The following is a 22,966-nucleotide window of genomic DNA, read 5'->3' as shown; positions in this document are numbered from 1 at the left end:
ATTATTTATTTTTCCATTTTCTAAGAGTTGGTGAACTTATATACCACAATACAAAACCGCTCAAAACCGTAATGAGACCAAGAATTGAAAATGCTCGAAGCATGCTGTTGTTAATATCGTCACGCCCCTCATAATCCATCGTATGGGTCATCCACAAAAAGTCAAACCAGCGCCAGTCTCTGTGTCTAACAGTTTGAAAAGCTCCATCTGTTACCGAAACATAAGCTTTTATAGCATTTTGCCCTTCATAACTCACCACATATGCCGGCACTAATTTTTTCCGATATTCGTGATGCGCATCAACAGTTTCTATTTTTTCTATTCCAGACACTTTTAACGTTGAAATCATATTTTTAGCTGCAATAGCTAGCGCTTCTTCTTTTGAAATACCGTTCTTAAACTTACCTGTTTTTGCGTTGTATAACTGGCTATTATTGATCCAGTAATACGGTTCATTATTAATTTCGCGCAGCGCAATACTTTTAATTTTTAAGGTGGAATCTAAAGCTGTCGGGCTTAATAAATTTTCAAAAGCTATAGGCCCAACTGATTTTCGCAAGTGATCTCCGTGAATTTCATCAAGATCTGTCCAGCTAAAATAGAGTCCACTCACCGTCCACAGTATAAACTGAAGACCTATAAACAAGCCGAGGTATCTGTGCGTTTTTCTAATTTTCTTTCTTACGCGTAGTTTCCCCATTGGTTAAAGTAAAAGCATCAGTAAAGCCATCACGATCATAATCGCGTTTTCTATAAATGTCGCTTCGGTCATAGGTAATTTCAAAGCGGTTCCCAAACACGCACACTGTATCGCCTTTTTATCAAGCAAAGTTCGGGTTACTCCTAGTGTCGTTATCCCTAAAATCACCAATGTGATTATCAGCACTGCAGTAAGTTGAACGCGCATTAAAAAACACAGTCCGAGAGCCAATTCTATAAAGGGATAAACCTTACCATAAACCGGTAATGCTTTAGCCAAAGGATCATACATACTGAAACTTTGTGGAAAACCTTTAAGATCTAAAAGCTTGAAAAAACTAAATACAATGTAAAAAAGCCCCATAAAATCAAGCATCATCTTGCGCCAATTCCAGTCATCTTTATGCAATAAAACCGCAGCGACACTTATAAAAGCAAAAATTAAAAAAAGGGGTTTGAGTTGTTCTAATTTCGATTTTTCTGATGCTGCAGTTGTGAAAACATTTTGTGGTTGCGCTTGCTGCGAAGCTTTTTGCTCACGTATGGTGTATTTAGCAGGCAATGCCTCCTGAAACGCTTCGGTTGCAATATGCGTGCTCATAGTGATCACCGCTTCTTCACGTTCCAGATTTACTTCAGCTTTTTCTACACCGGTTACCGCGTTAAGCTTCTGTTCAACTCCGGTTCTGCAACCGTTGCAGGTCATTCCTGTTACTTTATAAGTATGTGTCATTTTAATACATTTTAATATCAGGTTTTGCACCTATAGTTAACTCCCTAAACAAAAAACTTCACGATCAATCCACCGGCTAGCCAGATAAAGCAACTAAAAGCTGCATATTTTAATACATTCTCAAGTGTTTTACTTTTAGGTGCCATCTCTTTCATATGCATAATATCTTTCCGCTTAAAAAATCCCAGATAAATCAAATAACCTGAAATAGTTAAAAAAGCAAGGTTTAAAAAGAACGTATAATTGATTTTAAAATAGTCGGAATCCTGCACAGATACTTGCGAAGGATCTGGCAAAAAACTCAGGAAATCGAAAGCGTAATGCAGAATCAATGAAGCTCCTACCAATGCAGTAAATAACAGAAAAAGAATAAATAAAGACATCTTCCAACCGTAGTATTTGGCATTGATTCTAAGAATAGGAAAAACTACCAGATCACTAAAGATAAAAGCCATCACGCCGGCAAAACTCACGCCTTTGCCAAACAACAATGCCGCAAGCGGAATATTACCCATAGAACCGATAAAGGTGATAAAAGCAGCGACCGGACCCACAAGGATGTGCTCTAGAATTTCAAAAAATGTAAAATCTGCATTTCCATTCCCTGTACCTACGAACAAGGTTTGAAACCAGGCATCAGGTACAAAAGCGGCAACAATACCCGCGATGGTAAAACCGACGGTCACGTCTTTCCAGACCATCTTCCACTCCATCCCGTATTGCTTAGCAACTTTAGCCCAGCTTTCTTCAGATTTCATTTTTTGCTTCCATGACTGGTCACTTTCATCTGTATCCTCCTCGTTCTTGCCCAGATTCTTTCGGGCATTTTCAATAAGCTTTTTAGGATTGATCAATCGTATTAACATCCAACTGATTCCGATTAATAAAATTCCTCCTGCATATTCTCCCACTACAAATTGCCAACCTAAAAAGATTGAAATAATGATTCCCAGCTCGATCACAAGGTTTGTAGAGGCCAGTAAAAATGCTATACTAGAGACAAAGCTTGCTCCTTTTTTAAACAACGATTTTGTAGAGGCTAGAGCCGCAAAACTGCACGAACTGCTAATGAATCCAAAAAAAGATCCCAACAAAACCCCTTTAGACTCTTTCCCGCCCATTGTTTGTTGCATTTTCTTTTCGGTGACAAAAATCTGAATCATACTACTTATGACGTATCCCAGCGCAAATGCCCAGAGTGCCATCCAGAAAAATCCTGCAGTTGTAAAGGCCGCCTCGCCCCATTGTTTTAAAAAGTTACTCATAACCTCTCTTTTAGTTCGTCAACGTTTCGGTCACCGAGCCACAATTGAGCATTTTATCTCCAAAATACGGATTCCTAATTTCAGATTCATCAGAAAACCAGTCGGCTCCTTTTCCGTCAAAAGCCATAGGACAATGCTGTTTATAAAGGGTCCCGGTACTCAACGTTTCTTTAAAATATCTCGTTATGGCATTAGAAAACTGTGAAAAAGCCTTGCGTTGTGCCTCAAGACTTTCTGCAGTTGCGATGCCTTCCGCCATTGCTTTTAGCTTGGCTGTATCTTCACTAAAAATCATTGCCAGATTCGCTGCTTCTTGCTTGGCAACCTCGCCATCACTCGCTACTAAAGCGTTCTTAACTTTAGTATAAGCACCCCAAACAGCTGCCGCGGTATCATATTTAAAACTCAAAGCCGCATCGTCAATATTCAGTTCTGACGGCTCCGTTTTGCTTTTTTCAGTTGCCGAATGGGTTTCTTTGTCGTTCTTGTGCTCGTTCATTTCCATTGCCTGTTCGACTACCTTTTCGTCTTCGTTAGCTTCCACTTCAGATTTCTTGTCGTTTCCACAAGCATTTAACAGGACCGCCAATACGGTCAGACTCATAACTTTTACTGTATTTTTCATAATTAAAGGTTTGTTAGATAATTGATTAATGCAGCCTGCTCGTAATAGATTTGAACAGCCTGTATTTGATTGATTTGAATTGTTAATTGCATTTCTTGAATGTCTAGTACATCGTTAAAATCTATTGTACCCGTCTCATAGCTTCTAAGTAAAATGTCTTCAGCATCTTTTGCTTGTTCTAGACTTTTACTTTGAGCATCATAATTTATTCGAGCTGTATTTTTGTTTTTTACCGCTTCTGCAAAAAGACTTTTTAACCTATTTAAACGCTGATTGCGTTGCGCCTGAAGCTCTTCGTGCTTTAGCATATTTTGCTTACTCACCGATTTATATTTTGTATTGAAAATAGGCACTGAAAGAGAAACCATAGGCATCACAATATCTTTCCCATTATCTAAAATATTCATATCAGCTCGCTCAGAAACCGGGAGATAATCTAAACCAACCCCTAGTTTTGGAGCAGCTTCACGCTGGTTGAGTGTTTCTGCCTGTGTGATGCTCTCGTAAAGTTTATCATACCTGAGCAACTCAGGATTTTGATCAAGTGTACTCCAAGCTACTTCAACATCATGTAGCGGAATTACCAAACTATCTGCTATTAAAACCGGTGCATCATCATCTGTATTCAAAACAGCATTAAACTGAATTTTTGCCGCATTAAGCTCTTCATCTAAAACAGCTTGTTGAGCTTTTAGATCATTCTGCCTAATCTGAAGTTTCAACACATCAACTGCTGAAGCTTTATCAATAGAAACTGCATTCAGTGCCAGCTCTTCATAACTTTTAAGCAATTGAATATTTTGCTCCACAACTAGCATTTGCGCCTGTGTAGCATATAGGCTGTAATAATTTTGAGCGACCTCAAGACCCAGTTTTCGCTTTGCGATTAAATAATCCATATAATTTGCATCAGCAATTGCATGTTGATAATCAGATCGCGCAGTAAGGGTACCAAACCAAGGCAACATTTGTTTCACCGAAAAGCGAGCCCGCTGAGCGCCCACACGCGTTTCAGGTGTACGCACAAAATAGCCCACGTTGAAATCAGTATCCGGCAACGTGTTTGATTCATTTACCTTTTCCTGAGCGATCTCATAACGCAATTCATAGGCTCTAAGGTCTGCATTGTTCACAGTCGCCTGCTCTATATAACTATTTAAATCCTGACTCATACTTTGTTGAAAAACCAACAGCAAGCCAAGACTCAACAGCCAATAAGAACTCGTATGTATTTTATTAATTTTCATCTATCCTAAACTTCTAGTCTGCTTTTAGGTTCATCGTTTTCTTCAACTCCAATTCCTTTTTCCAACTGTATAAAACCGGCACTATGAAATAAGAAGTGATATCGATGAGCATCCCTCCAAAAACAGGGATCGCCATCGGAATCATAATATCGCTACCTCTCCCGGTCGATGTCAATATAGGTAACAAGGCGAGTACTGTAGTCACTGTCGTCATCAGACAAGGACGAATTCGTTTGCCCGCCGCAAGCAATGTAGCTTTTCTAATTGCTAGTTTATTCTTAGGGGTTTTCTGATTAAAGGTCTGGGTTAAGTAAGTCGCCATAACCACGCCATCGTCTGTAGCGATCCCAAAAAGGGCGATAAAACCAACCCAAACAGCTACACTTAGATTTACTGTTTTCATATTAAACAGATCGCGCACATTCTCTCCAAGAAAACTGAAGTTTAAAAACCATTCCTGACCATAGAGCCAGATCATAATAAAGCCGCCTGCAAACGCAACTGCTATTCCTGTAAAAACCATCAGTGAGGTGGTGACTGACTTGAATTGAAAGTATAAAATCAGAAAAATGATCAGCAATGCCAGTGGAACAACCACAGATAAAGTCTTCTCTGCACGAAGCTGATTTTCATACGTCCCGGTAAATTGATAACTAATTCCTTGCGGAACCACTAATGCTCCGAGTTCTATTTTCTGTTGAAGTAAATCTTGAGCATGTTCTACAACATCAACTTCGGCATAACTATCTTTCTTGTCAAAAAGTACGTAACCCACCAGAAATGTATCTTCACTTTTGATAACCTGCGGTCCTTGCTCATAACGAATATCTACCAACTCCCCTAACGGAACCGGACTTCCATTTGCCACAGGAACATAAATCGACTTTATATCGTCTGGATTTGCTCGCAATTCCCGCGGATAACGCACCCGCACATTATAACGCTCCCGGCCTTCTACCGTTTGTGTAATGGGTATTCCGCCCACCGCAACCTCCAGTACTTGCTGAACATCCTGTATAGAAATACCATACCGCACCAGACGCTCGCGATCAATATCAATCAATAAATAAGGCTTACCTACAATACGGTCTGCAAAAACAGCCTCTTCTTTTACGCCTTCAGTTTGTTTTAAAATACGCTCGAGTTCAAGCCCAAAAGCTTCAATTTGTTTAAGGTCTGAACCTTTTACTTTTATTCCCATTGGAGCACGCATTCCGGTTTGTAGCATTACAAGACGCGTTTCAATAGGCTGAAGTTTAGGAGCCGATGTAACACCGGGAAGTTTAGAAACGCTTGCGATCTCATTCCAAATATCATCTGAGGATTGAATGGAAGGACGCCAATTTCGATAATATTCACCGGCTGAATCTTCTACCAATTTTTCAGCAGAAACCGGAAAAGGGATTACCAGTTCAGGCTTAGAATTTTCATTGACCTCTAAGTTTGGGTTTCGTGTTTTACCACCATCCTTTAATATAAAATAGCCATTTTCATCTACTTGATAACGTTGCCGTTTTCCGGAAGCATTCCGTAGAAACTCTGACTTATACTGAATGATGTTTTCGTACATCGACAAGGGTGCAGGATCCAGTGCAGACTCTGTTCGTCCCGCTTTCCCCACCACAGTCTCCACCTCAGGAATGCTGGCAACCGCCATATCTAATTGTTGTAAAACACGCTTATTTTCTTCAACACCTGCGTGTGGCAACGATGTGGGCATCAATAAAAATGTACCTTCATTTAGAGCAGGCATAAACTCTTTACCTGTATTAAAAAGTATTGCAGCGCCGCAGATCAGGAGAAATATAGGTATACTTAAAAACAAGGTCCTGTTTACCAATGCCCAGCGTAAAATGCGCTCATAAAAATGACGCAATATCCAGAATGCTCCAAAAAACACTGCGCATAAAAACGTAACAAAAAGCAAGTTTACAAGAATGCTTCGGTTAAAACCCAAGGGTCGCCAATAGCTCGCTAGTAAAAAAACGATCCCAATTACTACGAGTATTCCTTCCGCTTGCGGAAAGCCATTAAATGGTAATTTTTCCGCTTTGCGTAACAAGTAAAGAACGCCAAAACCCACCAAGATCAAACCCAACCAAAATCCGTATACACAAGCAAGAATTCCTAAAAGGATGAATAGCATTTGAAAAACACGAGCAACAGATTCTTTAACCGATTTTTTACGGAAAATAATTGCTGCAAAAGGCGGAATCATGAATAAAGCGATCAACAATGATGCTCCCAACGCTGCAGTTTTTGTAAAAGCCAACGGACGGAATAGTTTACCTTCTGCCCCCACCAATGTGAATACCGGAATAAAACTTATGATCGTCGTAAGCACGGCCGTTACAATGGCTCCGGACACTTCTGCAGTTGCATTATAAACCAATGCGTTCAAAGGAATGTTTTTATGCGCTTTTTTTGCCTCATCAAAATGCCGGATCATATTTTCGGTGAGAATAACACCTACGTCAACAATAGTACCAATCGCTATGGCAATACCGGAAAGGGCTACTATATTGGCATCTACAGCAAACAATTTCATAGCGATAAAAACCATTAGCACTGCAACCGGTAATAGACCCGAAATAAGCACCGAAGCTCTCAAATTAAAAACCATCACGATAATCACAAGTATGGTAATGAGAATTTCCATTGTGAGGGCTTCATCAAGGGTACCTAAAGTTTCTGCTATCAATTGTGTACGGTCGTAAAACGGGACTATAGTCAATTGAGATTTTCTTCCGTCTGCTAAAGTTTTAACGGGTAGACCTCCACTGATCTCTTTAATTTTTTCTTTTACATTGTTAATGACTTCCATAGGGTTTGCACCATAACGTGCAACCACAACACCTCCTACAACCTCAGCGCCTTCTTTATCTAAAATCCCACGGCGTGGTGCAGGTCCCAGTTTCACCTTTGCAAGGTCTTTAACCCGAATTGCAGTATAATCCTCAGCAGTAACTACTGCATTCTCGATATCTGAAATAGACTTTACATAACCTAAACCGCGCACCAGATATTCGGTTTTGTTGATCTCTAAAGTCTGAGCACCAATATCCTGATTGCTTTCTTTGACTGCTTTTACCAGCTCATCAAGTCCTATATCATATTGACGAGCTAACTCCGGATTTACATCTATCTGATATTCCTGCACATAACCGCCTATAGAAGCAACTTCAGAAACGCCGCCTGCAGCAGCCAAACCGTACTTCACATAATAATCCTGAATACTGCGCAACTCTTGCAGATCCCAACCGCCCGTAACCTTTCCTTCGGGATCACGACCTTCTAAGGTGTACCAATAGATCTGCCCGAGTCCGGTAGCATCTGGACCTAGAGTAGGATTTACTCCTTGAGGCAAGAGATTAGCGGGAAGTGAATTCAGTTTTTCAAGGATACGACTACGGCTCCAGTAGAATTCTACATCCTCTTCAAAAATGATATAGATACTAGAAAAGCCAAACATAGACGAACTGCGTATGGTCTTGACTCCGGGAATCCCCAATAAGGCAGAAGTAAGCGGATAACTGATCTGATCTTCTATATCCTGAGGAGAACGACCTTCCCACTTTGTGAAAACGATTTGCTGATTCTCCCCAATATCTGGAATCGCGTCAACAGCAACCGGATCACGCGGAATCAATCCTGTATCCCAATTAAAAGGAGCAATAGCAACCCCCCAGACCACACATAAAGTCAGTATGAGAAAAGCTATTAGCTTATTTTCGATAAAAAATTTAATGCTTTTATTAAGCATAATAAAAGAGGTATTGAATTATATACTTTGATCTTTCAGCATAAAACTGAAGCACAAAAGAGTTCTTCCGCAATCGCGAAAAAAAAATCATAAAGCAACTGAATGCTATAAATTCAATACGATATCAAATCAAAAAAACCTGATCTAAGGTCTGTATATCCCTTATGATCAGCGGAGGAGCATAATCCTCAAAAGAAGTATTTTCGACCGTTTCAGGCTCAAATAGCGCATTGTAACTGAAGAAAAAAGAAGTGATAAATACGTGCTGTTCAAAGTTTAAATTATGAAAAGTAGGTTTAAGATCATCGTGACCATTTGCAGTAAGCTGCTTGTTTTGACAACAGGATTTTTTAAGCAGTTGTGTTTCACATGAGTTTGATCTTTGTAGCGCTTCCATCCCACAAGATGTGGATTCTTTTACTAAAGAATAATCTACAAGCATACCTCCACAATAGTGCATATTTACCGTAAATGACATCGTAGTCATAAGAACCACAAATACCATCAGGACTGCTACTAGTTGTTGAGAATATTTTTTCATATTACTGCAAAGATACGTAAAATGTGGTTTTTAATAATACTGTTAAAATTCAGTTAGGCAGATAGAAGTCCGTTTTTAACGCTGGTTGTTAGGCGTAACGGACTAAATGGTTTAGATATAAAGTCTGAAACCCCCATTAGAAAAGTGTGTGTAATAATATTTTCTTCTTCGATAGAAGAAATCACAATTACCGGCAAAGTGGGGTGCTCTGTTTTGATCCATTTAATAATATTAATCCCAGAAACGTAAGGCAAAATCAAATCGATTAAAACCAAATCAAAATGATCTGTTTGTAATTTATTCATCGCTGCAGTGCCATCAAAGCAAGCTACAACTGTGTATCCTTCTTTACTAAGGCTATATTCTAATGCTTCAGCAACCTGCCTGTTATCTTCTATGACAAGAATACGTTTTTCCATATACTAAATACAATTGAGAATGTGAAAAATAAATCGTTAGGGCAGGATAAGTTCTCACGTATTACAAAGTAAAACAATTATTTAGAACAAATACCTATCTTAAGGTTAATTCTATTACCATAAAAGCTTTTTACTTCATAAATTGAGTACCTTATTTCTGAATCTACTTTAAGATAGAAAACCTTAGCGTTATGACCCCAGATAACAACACGATGCATACAATAAATCCTAACTTAATTTACAAACTAAAACAAGGCTTAGTCGAGTTTTCTGGTTATGCCCTACTCTTACTTATTGGGATTTTATTTTGTAGGATACTAGAACTTATCCTATTTCAAACCAGTCAAAGTTTACCCTTCAGTTTCATTGAATTATTATCTAAAGGTTTTTTTACAGATCTACTCTTCTGGTTATACCTATTGATTCCCACTGCTTTGCTATTTCTCTTTTTTAGCGTGATCAGTATAAAAGCTGCAAAAGTCATATTCAATGTGCTTTTTGTCCTCTTCTTTTTAGTTAATCTCCAATTTATCTATTATTATAAAACCTCGTTGGTACTTTTAGGTTCTGACCTTTTTGGGTATTCTATAAATGACATCAAACAAACTATAGGAGCCTCTGGAGTTTTAGCCTTTGGAACGGTAGTCTTATTCCTCGTTTTTATTGCTTTTATCATTCTAGGCCTAATATTTTTAAAACCGAGGCTGAAACTGAATTTTGCTTTTTCGTCGGTTTTAATGTTGATTGGACTCCCTGTGTTTTTACTAGGAGGCCTACCTGATCTCAAGCCAAAATATGAACAGGACTTTGCCAATAACCTCATCACAAACAAATCACAGCATTTTTATAATGCTGCGATTGATTACGTAACGCAAACTACCTACAAACCAGACATCTACGCGGACAACTATTTAAGTCAATTAGAACGTCGTGTCGCCCAGCAAGGTAAATTTAATTATAAATACCCTGATTATCCCTTTTTACATGATGCTGAAAACAGCGACGTCTTGAGTCCTTTTTTTGAAAATCGAGGAAAAAAACCAAATCTGGTTTTTATAGTTGTTGAAGGTCTCGGGCGGGCATTTACCAATGAAGAAGCTTATCTGGGTAATTTTACCCCTTTCTTAGACAGCCTTTCTAAACAAAGCCTGTATTTTAAAAACTTTTTGAGTAATGGTGGTCGTACGTTTGCTGTTTTACCTTCTTTGCTTGGTTCTGAGCCTTTTGCTCAAAATGGGTTTTTAGCTCTTCAGGAAAATATGCCAGAGCAACTATCTATGCTGAATATGCTGCAAAGAAACGGCTATACCAGCGCATTTTATTACGGTGGTGATGCCACTTTTGACAATATGAGTGGATATCTCAAGTTGAATAAAACCACAACTATTTTTGACGAAAAAAGCTTCTCCGGCAGCTACAGTAAGCTTCCGGAATCAGGAGGTTTCTCCTGGGGTTATGGAGATGCTGATTTGTATGATTATTATCTCAATAAAAGTATAGATGATACGCTTGCAGCGCCTCGATTAGATATTTTATTGACCGTCACCACACACAGTCCGTTTAAACTAAAAGATCAAAACAGATACAACAGCTTATTTGAAGATCGCTTGAAAGTCTTAAATCTCACGCAACAAGAAACCGCTCAAAGACAAAACTTCAAAGAAGAATTTGCGACAGTCCTGTATGCCGATGAATCCCTTAAAAACTTATTTAAAAATTACAGTAAGCGTAAAGACTTTGATAACACCATCTTTTTCATAACAGGAGATCACCGTATTCCGGAAATACCATTGAGTACAAAAATAGATCGGTATCACGTGCCGCTTATCGTTTACTCTCCTATGCTTAAAAAAGCTAAGACCATAAATGCAATTTCTTCTCACTTTGATGTTGCCCCTAGCGTTTTGCGGTATCTGAACAACTCTTACGGAATACCTTTACCTCAACAAACGAGCTTTTTAAGTAAAGGGCTGGATACGGTCGCTAGCTTTAGAAATACACATCAAATTCCGCTGATGCAAACCAAAACAGATTTGATAGATTTTGTATCAGAAACGTATCATTTAAATGGAAATCAACTCTATCAACTCTACCCTAATTTATACGAAGAGCCCATTACAGACGATACTAAAAAGGAAGAGTTACTTACTGCTTTTGCTGAATTTAAAAGACGTAATCAGCAAATTGCTGAAGGAAAACCTCTAATACCAGATAGTTTGGTTACTAAATATGCTAAATAATCTGTTTCAGGGCAAGCATTAAACTTCAAAATGATCTTAAGAAGATAAGGTCTCAGAACATTTAAATCTCGATTATTGGGTAGATCAAGGTGTTAGTTGATCTTATCATTGGCTTCTTCCAGAATCTGAGTAAGCAATGGCTTATAAAAATTGAAGAAAAAGCCGCCACGATCTGAAGGTTCTTTGGCGTTGTAGAAAAAGCTTTTGAGCAGACCTATTCCTTTAAAATACGAAGCATCAAAACCGATAGGATTATCGCTAAAATCTCCCGCCAAATAATAAAAGTCATAATCTGTACCCGTATGACTCATCACTGCCGGAAAGCTTTTAGGGATTCCATATTTTGCTAATTCCTGATTGCCTTGTTCAGTTGTAGCTAATTGATAACTGGCGTAGGTTTTATTCACTGCAGCATCTGTTTCCATAACTTCAAACCAAAAGGGATACTTCTCTTTTTCCGGAAGGTTATAATGCTCCTGCCCTTCTGCAGTTGCATAAATAAAAGGCAAAGGATTATCGAGATGCGTCCCATGCTCCAGGATCACAACAGTCCCAGAATCATCATTAACTAATACAACCCCATCTTTTGTGAAAGGCCATTCACCATTATGATTCTTTTTGTAATTTTTCATAATCCAGCCTGGTAATTCCAGATTTGTAATTTCATCAAGAGAATCAAAATACCTCCCGGTCCATCCCGTAAATTTTACTTTATAAAGAGATTCAAACTCAGCTCTTAGTATCTTTGGCGTGGGGCTGGCCAAACAATTAAATTCTGCTATAACAGGCTTCTTCTTACTTTTCATCTGCTTGATGAAATCCATATCTTCAGTACTCAGACCTCCGTACAATTTCCCTTTCTTTGCTTCGGTATATTTCGCATACCATTCCTGCTTATAAATACCGTAGGTATCTGTGATATACAACAGATCTGCATCATCACTCAGCAGGCTTAAGCTTTCTATAGAAAAACGCTCCAGACCTTTAATAGCATAAATGGTATCCTCTTTTGGGAAAAAACCAAAATAATCCGTATTAACCTCATAACCAGAAGTACTGTTCTTAAGATAACGGTTGTGGTTCAAAACCCAATGAAAAGAGACGTGCTCCTGGCCATCTGCTTTCATCACCGTTTTATCTATAATAGCAGCTGTTAGGTATTTTTTTGGAGTAAAATACCAGGCTAAAAACGATAACAACGGAGTTAATACAAGAAGTATGATTGCAATGCTAATTATCTTTTTTACCATAATTAGAATCGTTTAATAAAACCAACACTTATAGAAAATTGAAGCCCTCTTGTATCTGCGGCATATTCCTGATCTTCAAGCGCTGTCTGTGCCGTTAAAACGTGAGTGGATCCCAATAGTTTTCTATAGTATAATGCTACATTGTTAGAACGCAAACGGGTAATGTTTGCTCCGTCAAAAAGCACGCTGTTTGCGTTATCATCTGGGGAAATCCCGGTTCCTATTTTTGCTCCTATAAAGTCATCTGCCCCGCCAAAGTAGTAACGCACTGTTAACGCATAAGACTGAGACAATGCACTATCTGAAGGAGTTAAGTAAGTCCTGAAATTAAACCAGTAATTCTTATAGTATTTACCCAAACCTAAGGTATAAATAAAGGTATCCTCATTAAAAGCCAAATATCTAAAACCAGCGTCTGCCTCAAAGGAAGCGGGTAAGTTTGCAAATAATGAAAACCCTGCTCTATACTGAGGAAAGATTCCGCTATCGCTTGAGATTCCCAGATTCACATAGGTATAAAACAAGTCTGAAATACGTGGATAAGCATCTACTTCAAACTGAAGCGCATCGGTTTTAAAACGGTTTGCAAAATTGACTCGTGCAGCCATAGAGCCCAACTTGGTTTGCCGTGTATAATCTAATGCCGCTAAATGCCATGGATCGTCAAAACGCTCGTCAAAATATACAAACTCGTAGTTAACACCCAGTTCATTTTTAGCAGACGAACTGTTTATTCCGCTTAGCATACTACGCGCCTGAGTGAGTTTTGGGTTTTGTTCTAAAAGTTTCTGAAGCGTTGCAGTTGCTTCTTCATATCGCTCCAAATCCTTTAAAACCTTAGCCTTTAAAATTCCAAGGTTTTCTGATTCAGGATGTACTTCTAAACCGGTATTTACGAGTTTTAAAGCAGCTTCAGAGTTATCATTCCAAAACTCAAGGTTTCCGTAAGCAAAACTGGCATCTTCATGACCTTTCTCTTTTGCCAAAACTTCTTCAAAAGCCATTCGCGCTTTAGGCAAGCTATCAGAATACGTATAAATTCGACCTAAAAAAACACGCATTTCTAAATAGTCCGGACTTTTTGCCAATGCCGCTTTTAAAAGTTTTACCGCTTTAGGATAATCATCTTCATCAAAAGCTGCATTACGAGCTTGAGTGTAGAGTTCGTCTGTAGTGTATTCCTGTTCTTGTGCAAATGAGCCACATGTCACGAATAACACGGCTAGCATAAAGACCTTAAATGATTTGTATAAATGGGGCATAGTATAGGTTTTCAAGTTTTACCGGTATTTCCTAATCCTGCTCTGGACATTTCTCCCCAGGATTTTTTTCCTTGTATTAGATCTATATTTCCTTTAACAGCAGCCCACATGACAATGGGATGGTATAAAATGGGTTCTAGTAATGCGGTGAGTATGAGCATAAACATAAACTTAGGCTTCTTGTATTGCTGAAAGGAGTACTCTTCAAAGAATATAGCCGTTATCGAAAATAGAATTGAAAACGTATAGATCACTAAAAAGAAAATTCCAAAAACCTGAAAATTCACCTTTCCTAAGAGGACTAAAATTATAAAAAATAAGATTCCTATAAATTCTATAATGGGTGCAAACCACTCAAAAAACATCCAATAAGGAGTGCTCAGCAACCCCAGAACACCATAGCTGGGATTGAACAACATTTTTTTATGCAGCATTAAAGTTTCTACGGTACCTCTCGCCCAGCGATTGCGCTGCCGTCGCAGAATTTGTATACTTTCCGGAACTTCGGTCCAACACAAAGGATCAGGCACAAAACCTACCGTGTATGGAATGTTTTGCTCTCGCATAACTCTACGCATACGCACGAGTAGCTCCATATCTTCACCCACCGTATTGTGATTATAACCACCAGCTTCAATAACCGTTTGCTTATCAAACATTCCAAAAGCTCCGGATATCAACAACAAACCGTCTACTCTTGACCACGCCATTCTGCCCATTAAGAACGCTCTAAAGTATTCTAATATCTGTGCCTTTCCCAGAAAAGTACGTGGTAAACGAACTTCGATAATCCTGCCGTCTTCAATGATACAATTATTAGCAACTCTAATGATTCCGCCACTGGCAATTACTCTTTTTGTATTGTTTAAAAAAGGTCTTATGAGCTTTAAAAGTGAGTTACGCTCTAAAATACAATCTACATCTATACAACAGATTAAATCATAGATACAGCAGTTGATCCCAGTATTTAGAGCATCTGCTTTACCTCCGTTTTCTTTATCTATTACTCTTAAGTTTTTATAAGCCTTTATTCGGGATTTATAGATTCCTCGTATTTTTTTTGTTTGGATGTGATGGTAATGAATCAACTCTTGTTCTTCAAGCTCAAAGGTTTCGATGAGCTTTTGAAGGGAATTGTCTTTACTTCCGTCATTAATAATCACAATCTCAAACGAAGGATAATTCAACGTAAGCAGCGAACGAATATTTTCAACCACATTAGCTTCTTCATTGTAAGCCGGTGCTAATACAGAAATCGCAGGTAAATTAGCAGATTGTAATAATGCAGCATCATCCTGAAAATTATTACGCCGCTTATAGTCTCTTATTTCAAAAATTGAAAAAAAGGCAGAAAAAATATATCCTGAAATTATGATTAGACCATAGATTAAAAACAGGATACTAAAAACTTCTATAACTGAAATGGAGTATAGCTGCAAGTCGTTCAATTTTTATAAAAGATAAGCAACTTTCAACTAAAAATAAGGTCTTTACGCACCGATACTTCTATTAATTGAATACTGTTGAAAATCTTCCCAATCTTTTGAGATTGTTTCAATATTTAATAGCTTTTTTACAGGGATCTTTTCATCAAATAAACCTGAAATCTTATAAAAATCTATTTGCAGGTTTTCTTCTTCTTTATGAATGTGTGGTACTAAAGTTTGTAAATCTTTATACGCACCTATCTTGCTAATAGCATATAAAATACTGCGCTTGTTTGCCGGCGTTTCTTCTGGAAAATGGGCAACCATTAATTGTAATGCCTCAGAAACTTCCATTGCTTGCAACACTTGAATCGCCTGATGTCTTACATTTTCTGAAGTATGATCTAAACAATCTATTAAAAAAGGAATGTTCTGAAACTGATTAAAACTCAAAATCATTTTTATACAAAACACCACAATACTATCTTCTTTATGATTGAGCCAACGTGCAAAATCCGGGATTTCTACTTCAAAGCTTTTGAGGCTATTCTCAATCAATACTTGTTGCCAAAGCGTCAGACGACCTTCAAGATTGTCTAAAAACACTAATGGATCTGTCTTAGAGGTATTTAAAAAATACAATATAGCATGCTGCTTCAACTCAACGCGTTTAGATTGTAATAAAGGCATTATGAGTTGATCTGGCACAGCAATACCTAATTTTGAAAACGCAAAGAGTGCTCTAGCTTTATTAAACCATTCTTTTCTTTTTAAATCTTTCAATAAAAAACGATACAAGCCTAACCCATAAAAAATCTCTTTTATAAGTGCAGTGGACTCTCCTTTTAAATTTTCATCAAAAATCAATACTTGCTTGATCAAAATTTTATAATCGTAAGAAGACTTGATATTATCAAATTTGAAATTAGCCAACTCCTTACTTTTGTTTATAGAATCATCAAATAGAAAGGTATTTGCAAAATCTATAAACTTAGTTTCCAGTTTTTTCCTATGGGCTTCTTTGAAGTTTTTTTGAATACGTAAATACAGAACCAGCCCCACAAAAAGAAGAGTAATTATTAAAAAGAATATACTGAGTAGCAGATTAACCTTTAAAATAAAAGGCCAGTCCTCTAAGTCTAGAGTAGGGTTTAACATAGTATTAAGTTCAATAGTGACTTGGGGAGTCGGTTTAATTTAAAATGTATTTTTTCTTATACGCAAATCAATTTTTATTATAGTTTAGATAGGGTTCTTTTAACGCGCAGCGACAATTCACTTGGGCTAAAAGGCTTTGTTATAAAATCATCTACCCCCATTTTAAATGCGTCGGTTATGATGTCTTCTTGTGTTGAAGTTGACAGAACAATGACCGGGATCTTGGGGTAATTTTTTTTTATATGCTCTATAATTTGAGTTCCTGTAACAAAGGGTAACATTAGATCTGTTAAGATCAAATCAAAGATCTCTTCATGGAGCAACTTCATAGCTTGCCTGCCCTCTTCTGCTACAACAATATCATAACCATCTTTCTTTAGTTTAAATTCTAAAGAACGTACGACCATAGGATTATCTTCTATAATTAGAATTCTTTGCATCAGACCCTTTTAAATAATTCAGGAAAATCTTGCTTTAAGCACTCCTGTACATTCATATATTCATCTCTCAATAATTTGATTTGCTCTAACTTAGAAGAGTCAACCTGACTATGAGCCAACTCATCACAGATTTTACTTCCTAAATTATTCTCTAACATTTCAAAAGATGGTTTTATATTATGAGCGAGATTACTTACCTCCTTGTAATGCTCTTTCTCAAATAGTTCTTCTATTTCTAGAATACGCTTACCTACTGATTCATTAAAGATCTTGATACTTTCTTTGATAAAAATATCATCTCCTTCAGAGAGATTAATCAAATAAGATAATGAGTACGGTTTTGAATTCAATTCCACTGGCTTTTTCTTATTTGAAAGCAAACCCAGTACCCGGTCCAGATCTGATTTTTCAAATCCTTTCTTTAGAACTTCAAAAGCTTCATTGTCTGTATAGATTTCATTTTTATCAGAATCTGAAAAAAATAAAATCCCACCACTATAGTTCATATTATCCTTTAAATAATGAATGGTTTGTACCGCTCCAAGTGGTTTTATATGTTCTTCTAGAATAAGCAGATCTGCCTCTCCTATTTGCTTTACATACTGAATAGCTCCCATACCCGAAGTAAAATGGCTTATCTGGACCTCATTTGGATTAAAATAAGCATTGAAGGCAGCCACAGCATCTGCGTCTGTGGTTACAAATATTATAGTTCTTAAAGCTTTCTTCACTTTAGTTCAGGGAGTTATAAGCGTGTTAGTTTTATATTGTTACTGCGTCATTATCACTATTAAACAAATAGCGTGTCAATGCTTGTTTTAAATCTTCTAATACGATAGGTTTAGAGACATAATCATCCATTCCGTTATCTATACAGCGCTCACGCTCTCCTTTTATTGCTCTTGCAGTAAGTGCTATTATAGGAACTCTTGAGGTATCTGATTCTTCTAATTGTCTAATAGCTTTAGTTGCTTCAAAACCGCTTAAAACCGGCATTTGAATGTCCATCAAAATAAAGTCTATTTTTGTCTTTTTATAAGCAGCTATTGCTTCCTCCCCATTATCTACCTCAAGCAATACAGCATTAGGAACAATTTTAGTTACAATTGTTCGCGTTAAAAATTTATTTACCGGGTTGTCTTCCGCTATAAGAATAGTAGGCGTTTTATCTTGAAGATCAAAAGGCTCTGAAACCGTATACATTTCTTCAGTTTCTATTGAAGGATTTTCTAAGGTCTCAAAAAATTCAAAAAGTTCATTTCTAAGCACCGGTTTAACCATTTTTGCCGAAATACCTAAATCCTCACTTCTCGTATTCAATTTCTGATCATCACCAGAACTATGCATTAAAAGTATCGGGAGTTCTTCTTTAGTAATTTTTAGTTCATTTCTAAGGTGTTCTACTAAATCCAGACCATTCAAATAAGGCATATGAAAATCTACAATTGCCAGATCATAGTTATCTTCTTTCTCTAAAATTTCAATAGCATCAACACCATTACTGACCAAAGTGGTTTCTATATTACGTTCCCGCAACATCTCATCAATGATATAGCGATTGTTTAGATTATCTTCTACAACAAGCACTTTCTTTATAGCGCGTTCTAACTTATTTTCTAGTTGTTGAGAATCTACAGTTGTAAAATCTACCGTAAAGTAAAAAGTAGTACCCAGGCCTAATTCGCTACTTACTTCGAGTTTGCTATTCATCAACTCTAACAGGCGATTACTAATGGTCAAACCTAATCCTGTGCCTCCATACTTCCGGGTGGTCGAAGCATCGGCTTGATCAAAAGCTCTAAATATTTTCTTTAGATTTTGTGGTGCAATACCTATTCCGGTGTCTCGTATTGAAAAGGTATATCTTTTTTTCTGGCTGTCATCAATTGAGTCATTAGACGTTACTTTTACTTCAATCTCCCCTTTATGCGTAAACTTGAGTGCATTACTCAGTAAATTGATCAAAATCTGTCTTAATCTAAGACCATCTGCCATTATATGAGCATTAAGACCTTTAGGTATATTCAACAGTACTTCTAACTCTTTTTGATGAGCTTGTTGCTTTATCATTTCTACAGATCTGCCACAAATCTCTGAGATATTGACCCGTTCTTCGCTGAGCTCTAGTTTTCCGGCTTCGATTTTAGAAAAGTCTAATATATCATTTATCAAATCAAGCAATGAAACCGCAGAAGCATAAACAGTTTCCATATATTTTTGCTGATTCGTATTTAATTCTGTTTTAAGTAACAGGTCACTAAAACCAATCACCCCATTTAAAGGGGTTCTAATTTCATGACTCATGTTTGCTAAAAATTCTGACTTTGATTTATTTGCAGCTTCAGCTTTAAGTTTTGCTTTTAGCAAAGACTGCTCCATAGATTTTAAGGCAGATATGTCTGCTGAAATCCCCAGATACCCTTTTGTATTTCCGCTGTCATCTTTTATTGCAGTAACCACTAATTGAACCGGAAACGTAGAACCATCCTTTCTTACATACGTCCAATCACTGGTTTCAAGTTCTCCTCTATTAATTTTATAGGTGAAAACATCATGACGGTCTACTTTTTCTCCATATTGCTTTTCAAGATTCTGTGCATAATTTTTAACTTCATCATCTTTATGAAATAATGATGGTTTCTTTTTACCTACAACCTCTTCTGCTGTATATCCTAAAAGATTTTCAGCTCCTTTATTGAATTTCCTGATAACATGATTAAGATCTGTTTCTACGATGATAACCTGAGTTGTAGAATCTAAAATGACGCGCATATCATTTAAGCTTTCTTCAAGTGCGCGTTTAGCATTGATCTCATCAGTCATATCTACCACCTGACCAATTAATGAGCGTACATTATCGTGCTCATCTAATAAACCAGAGACAGTAAGGAAACAGTGAACTACAGAACCATTTTTATGCAAATAGCGCTTCTCTATTTGATAAGATGGTGATTTTTGAGAAATGACTTTTGCAAAAAGGTGATTATCATTATCGCGGTCATCCGGGTGGGTGATCTCATCTAAAGATTTTTTGAGCAGCTCTTCTTTAGTATATCCTATCATTTGAGCCAGATTGTGATTTACACTACGCCACCGGCCCTGCAAATCTACAAGTGCCATCCCATTAGGAGAGTATTCAAAAACGCGCTTAAACCGTGTTGCATTTTCAAGTGCTTTACGCTCAAGATTTTTTTTGACTGTAATATCTTCTACCTGAGTGATTACAAGGTCAGAATTCAAGTCTCCAACAGAAATTAAAGAACAGTTCATATTACACCAGATGGTACTTCCTGAAAAATGAAGACATTCAACTTCTATATTATAATGTTCTATTGCACCGGATAGCAATTCACTTCGCTTTTGAATAGCAAGATCTAGATACTCTGGCTTAATAACATCTTTAAAGGTATAACTTAAAACTTCTTCCTCAGATAGCGAATTAAGACCAAAAATCTTTCTTGCAGCAGGATTGGCCATTTCTAATTTATTCTGACTGTTTACCAGAATGATACCTATAGCAGAATTTTCAAAAATTTTAGAAAACCGAAGCTCCGCTTTTTTATGAGCTTCCTGATGATGTTTTCTTTTGCTTATATCTTGAAATGCACCATAAACTCTTACACACGTGCCGTTTTTAAGTTCGGGTTTCCCCATACTCCGAACCCACTTTTCTGTTCCGTCATAGGTTACAATTATAAACTCATCGTCAAAGTTTTTTCCTTCTTCAACACAAGCAGTAAAAAGTGCTATGAGTCGATCTCTGTGTTCTCCTTCTTTATAAAAATTTATACCCGTTTCTATATGAGGTTCATAATCTGGCGGTACACCATGTATTTCTTTAGTAACGCGTGTCCATATTATAGTATTCTCTATTAGATCTACTTCCCATCCTCCTACACAAGCTAAATCATTAGTCTCTTCATAAATTTCATTGAATTTACGAAGCTTCTTAATTTTCTTCAAATACTTATTTGATGAAAACTCATTATCAATTTCTCGTATAAATTTTAGGATTAAATGCCGTGATCCATTAGAATCCACATGAACAAGATGAGAAGACTTAGCTGTAAGCATTTTCTTGCTTTTAGATACAAGCGAGAAATAATTGTCTTTTTTTGCAGAACCCTCATGAGTTAAAGCACGAATTAAATCTTCTATAGATTTTTTACCTGCCTCACCTAAAATGGACCACCACAAGTCTAACGCAGTATCCTTTTCGGGTTCTGGATATTCTAAAATGGACCAGAAAGATTGAGTTATAAAATATCTATTTTGAAAATCAAGATTTACATAGTAAACACCAAGTGAGGCCTCGTTTGTAATCCAAGAAAAGATATCAGGATTCTCACACAAAATACGATGAAAATCTTCCTTAAAAAAGTCTGATTTAGACATTATCTAAAGGTTTAAGTTGGGTTACTAAATTTTAAACTGAAGTTTAAAAATTCATTCGGGCATTCAAATATATGTTTTTAAACTAATATTTTGAGCATTTTAGCGGTGAAATTATTTTTAGAAATATAATTTATTCTAAAAATTTAGTAGTAATACCTCTTAAAATACCTCAACTTCTTTTAAAAAGTGCTTTTGAACCGGTTTGAGAAGGTTTTAATTCTAATGTATTTTCAAAATTTAATCCATTCTCTTCTCGATGAGACACATAGAGAATTGCGGTTTCACGAGCTGCAGCTATTCTATTTACCAATTGAACTAACAACTGTGCTCCTCGCGTATCTAAACCAGAACTAGGCTCATCTAAAATAAGTAATGGCGGATGTTTAATCATTGCACGCGCGATCAGAACAAGTCGTTTTTGTACTTCATTTAATTTTCTAAAAGTATATTCTTTTTTATCGCTTAGGCCTATTAGCTCAAGCCATTCTTCTGCCTTAGTTACTTCTAATGATGTAGGTTTTTGGTATAGGCCCACACTATCATATAGACCAGAAATCACCATTTCTATAACGCTATGCATCCCATCAAAACGCTCTGTAAGTGTGGCCGTAATGTATCCTATCTTCTTTTTAATTTCCCAAACACTTTCTCCGCTGCCTTTTTTTCTTCCTAAGATGTATAATTCTTTACCATAACCTTTTGTGCTGTCTCCAGTGATCATAGATAGTAACGTGGTCTTCCCCGACCCATTGGGACCTTTCAAATGCCAGGCCTCTCCCTTTTTTATCTCCCAGGAAATAGTATTTATAATGGGTTTGCCATCAAAGGAAACAGAGACGTCGTTAAATTTCACTAAACTTTCAGGTAGCTTTTCATAGCGCTCTAAAGGCAGTGGGATTTTAGAAAATTTAGCGTTAAAATCAGACGCTATATCAGTCGGTTGAAATTCAATTTTTCGGAAGATTTTTTGCTCATACACCAAACCCGTATTGATAAACGGCAGTACATCTTCCGCTCTTCTATAAAGCTGAATTACAGTTATGTGCGTGGCCAATTCTTGGAGTTTCTCTTTAAACCATGTTACTTTTTCAACATCAAGTCCCTCAAACGGATTGTCTACTATTAAAAAACTGGGATTTTGACTCAACTGGTAATCGAGTAATAGTTTTTTGCGCTCCCCACTTGACTTACTATTTAGATCATCCTGCGCTGAAGTAAGTATCGTTTTTCCATGTCTATACTCTTCATCTAAATAATAATTCAGCGTATCATTAGAAAAGATAAGTCCAGATCCTCCGGCTTCTTCTGTAAGCCAATCAGCATCTTGCAAGACTTTCAACTGTGAAAAACTCAGTGCCTGCTGCGAAACATCATAAGCATAATGCTTACGCTTAGTGTCGGTATTTGATTCCTTCAAAATAGTTAATCGGTTTTAAGTAAACTACTTCGGGGTAACCCCTCGAAGCATTAAACTGAATAATAGCTTTTTAGAACGAGACAAG

General features: G+C 37.0%; 17 protein-coding genes. 1 reads left to right on the top strand and 16 read right to left on the bottom strand.

From position 1 onward, the window contains the following. Position 1: 1 nt before the first annotated feature. From DSM03_RS06315 to DSM03_RS06280, 8 genes are all read right to left on the bottom strand, one after another. Positions 2–700 carry a hypothetical protein gene (locus DSM03_RS06315; RefSeq protein WP_128761267.1) on the bottom strand — a complete coding sequence of 233 codons (699 nt, stop codon included), beginning with the start codon at positions 698–700 and terminating at the stop codon, positions 2–4. A 3-nt stretch (positions 701–703) separates the two neighbouring features. Continuing rightward, positions 704–1,432, bottom strand: coding sequence for a heavy metal translocating P-type ATPase (locus DSM03_RS06310; RefSeq protein ID WP_128761268.1), 729 nt, complete (start codon positions 1,430–1,432; stop codon positions 704–706). Positions 1,433–1,476: 44 nt separating this feature from the next. Then, positions 1,477–2,697, bottom strand: coding sequence for a permease (locus tag DSM03_RS06305; RefSeq protein ID WP_128761269.1), 1,221 nt, complete (start codon positions 2,695–2,697; stop codon positions 1,477–1,479). Between the two features lie 10 nt (positions 2,698–2,707). Further along, positions 2,708–3,322: a DUF3347 domain-containing protein gene (locus DSM03_RS06300; RefSeq protein ID WP_128761270.1), complete on the bottom strand. Its 615-nt coding sequence runs from the start codon at positions 3,320–3,322 to the stop codon at positions 2,708–2,710. Positions 3,323–3,324: 2 nt separating this feature from the next. Further along, positions 3,325–4,569 (bottom strand): TolC family protein, encoded by a 1,245-nt coding sequence (locus DSM03_RS06295; protein WP_128761271.1) that lies wholly within the window; start codon positions 4,567–4,569, stop codon positions 3,325–3,327. A gap of 13 nt (positions 4,570–4,582) precedes the next feature. Then, positions 4,583–8,332: an efflux RND transporter permease subunit gene (locus DSM03_RS06290; RefSeq protein ID WP_128761272.1), complete on the bottom strand. Its 3,750-nt coding sequence runs from the start codon at positions 8,330–8,332 to the stop codon at positions 4,583–4,585. A 124-nt stretch (positions 8,333–8,456) separates the two neighbouring features. Next, entirely contained in the window at positions 8,457–8,873 is a 417-nt protein-coding gene (locus tag DSM03_RS06285) for an HYC_CC_PP family protein (RefSeq protein WP_128761273.1), read from the bottom strand. A 53-nt stretch (positions 8,874–8,926) separates the two neighbouring features. Next, the gene (locus DSM03_RS06280) at positions 8,927–9,292 is read right to left on the bottom strand and encodes a response regulator transcription factor (protein ID WP_128761274.1); all 366 of its coding nucleotides are present in this window, start codon (positions 9,290–9,292) and stop codon (positions 8,927–8,929) included. Positions 9,293–9,483: 191 nt separating this feature from the next. On the opposite strand from DSM03_RS06280, the gene DSM03_RS06275 reads away from it, so the two are divergent. Continuing rightward, a complete protein-coding gene (locus tag DSM03_RS06275; RefSeq protein WP_128761275.1) occupies positions 9,484–11,532 on the top strand; it encodes an LTA synthase family protein in 2,049 nt (682 codons plus the stop codon). Positions 11,533–11,624: 92 nt separating this feature from the next. On the opposite strand, the gene DSM03_RS06270 is transcribed toward DSM03_RS06275, so the two are convergent. The 8 genes from DSM03_RS06270 to DSM03_RS06235 all read right to left on the bottom strand — a co-directional run bounded on the left by DSM03_RS06270 (position 11,625) and on the right by DSM03_RS06235 (position 22,881). Continuing rightward, positions 11,625–12,782, bottom strand: a complete 1,158-nt coding sequence (locus DSM03_RS06270) for a hypothetical protein (RefSeq protein WP_128761276.1) — start codon at positions 12,780–12,782, stop codon at positions 11,625–11,627. A gap of 2 nt (positions 12,783–12,784) precedes the next feature. Then, positions 12,785–14,044: a YaiO family outer membrane beta-barrel protein gene (locus DSM03_RS06265; RefSeq protein ID WP_128761277.1), complete on the bottom strand. Its 1,260-nt coding sequence runs from the start codon at positions 14,042–14,044 to the stop codon at positions 12,785–12,787. Between the two features lie 11 nt (positions 14,045–14,055). Continuing rightward, complete coding sequence (locus DSM03_RS06260) at positions 14,056–15,483, bottom strand: glycosyltransferase family 2 protein (protein WP_128761334.1); 1,428 nt, start codon at positions 15,481–15,483, stop codon at positions 14,056–14,058. Positions 15,484–15,534: 51 nt separating this feature from the next. After that, complete coding sequence (locus tag DSM03_RS06255; RefSeq protein WP_128763080.1) at positions 15,535–16,629, bottom strand: HEAT repeat domain-containing protein; 1,095 nt, start codon at positions 16,627–16,629, stop codon at positions 15,535–15,537. A gap of 77 nt (positions 16,630–16,706) precedes the next feature. After that, positions 16,707–17,069 carry a response regulator transcription factor gene (locus tag DSM03_RS06250; RefSeq protein WP_201740415.1) on the bottom strand — a complete coding sequence of 121 codons (363 nt, stop codon included), beginning with the start codon at positions 17,067–17,069 and terminating at the stop codon, positions 16,707–16,709. Beyond that, a complete protein-coding gene (locus DSM03_RS06245; RefSeq protein ID WP_128761280.1) occupies positions 17,069–17,800 on the bottom strand; it encodes an Hpt domain-containing protein in 732 nt (243 codons plus the stop codon). Before DSM03_RS06245 ends, DSM03_RS06250 begins: the two co-directional genes overlap by 1 nt. 31 nt (positions 17,801–17,831) lie before the next feature. Next, positions 17,832–21,464: a PAS domain-containing hybrid sensor histidine kinase/response regulator gene (locus DSM03_RS06240; protein WP_128761281.1), complete on the bottom strand. Its 3,633-nt coding sequence runs from the start codon at positions 21,462–21,464 to the stop codon at positions 17,832–17,834. 169 nt (positions 21,465–21,633) lie between these two features. Beyond that, positions 21,634–22,881 (bottom strand): ATP-binding cassette domain-containing protein, encoded by a 1,248-nt coding sequence (locus tag DSM03_RS06235; protein ID WP_161567075.1) that lies wholly within the window; start codon positions 22,879–22,881, stop codon positions 21,634–21,636. Positions 22,882–22,966 lie beyond the last annotated feature (85 nt).

This window comes from Leeuwenhoekiella aestuarii (genome assembly GCF_004104055.1).
Taxonomy (GTDB): Bacteria; Bacteroidota; Bacteroidia; order Flavobacteriales; family Flavobacteriaceae; genus Leeuwenhoekiella; species Leeuwenhoekiella aestuarii.
This window is presented reverse-complemented; position numbering and strand designations above follow the sequence as displayed.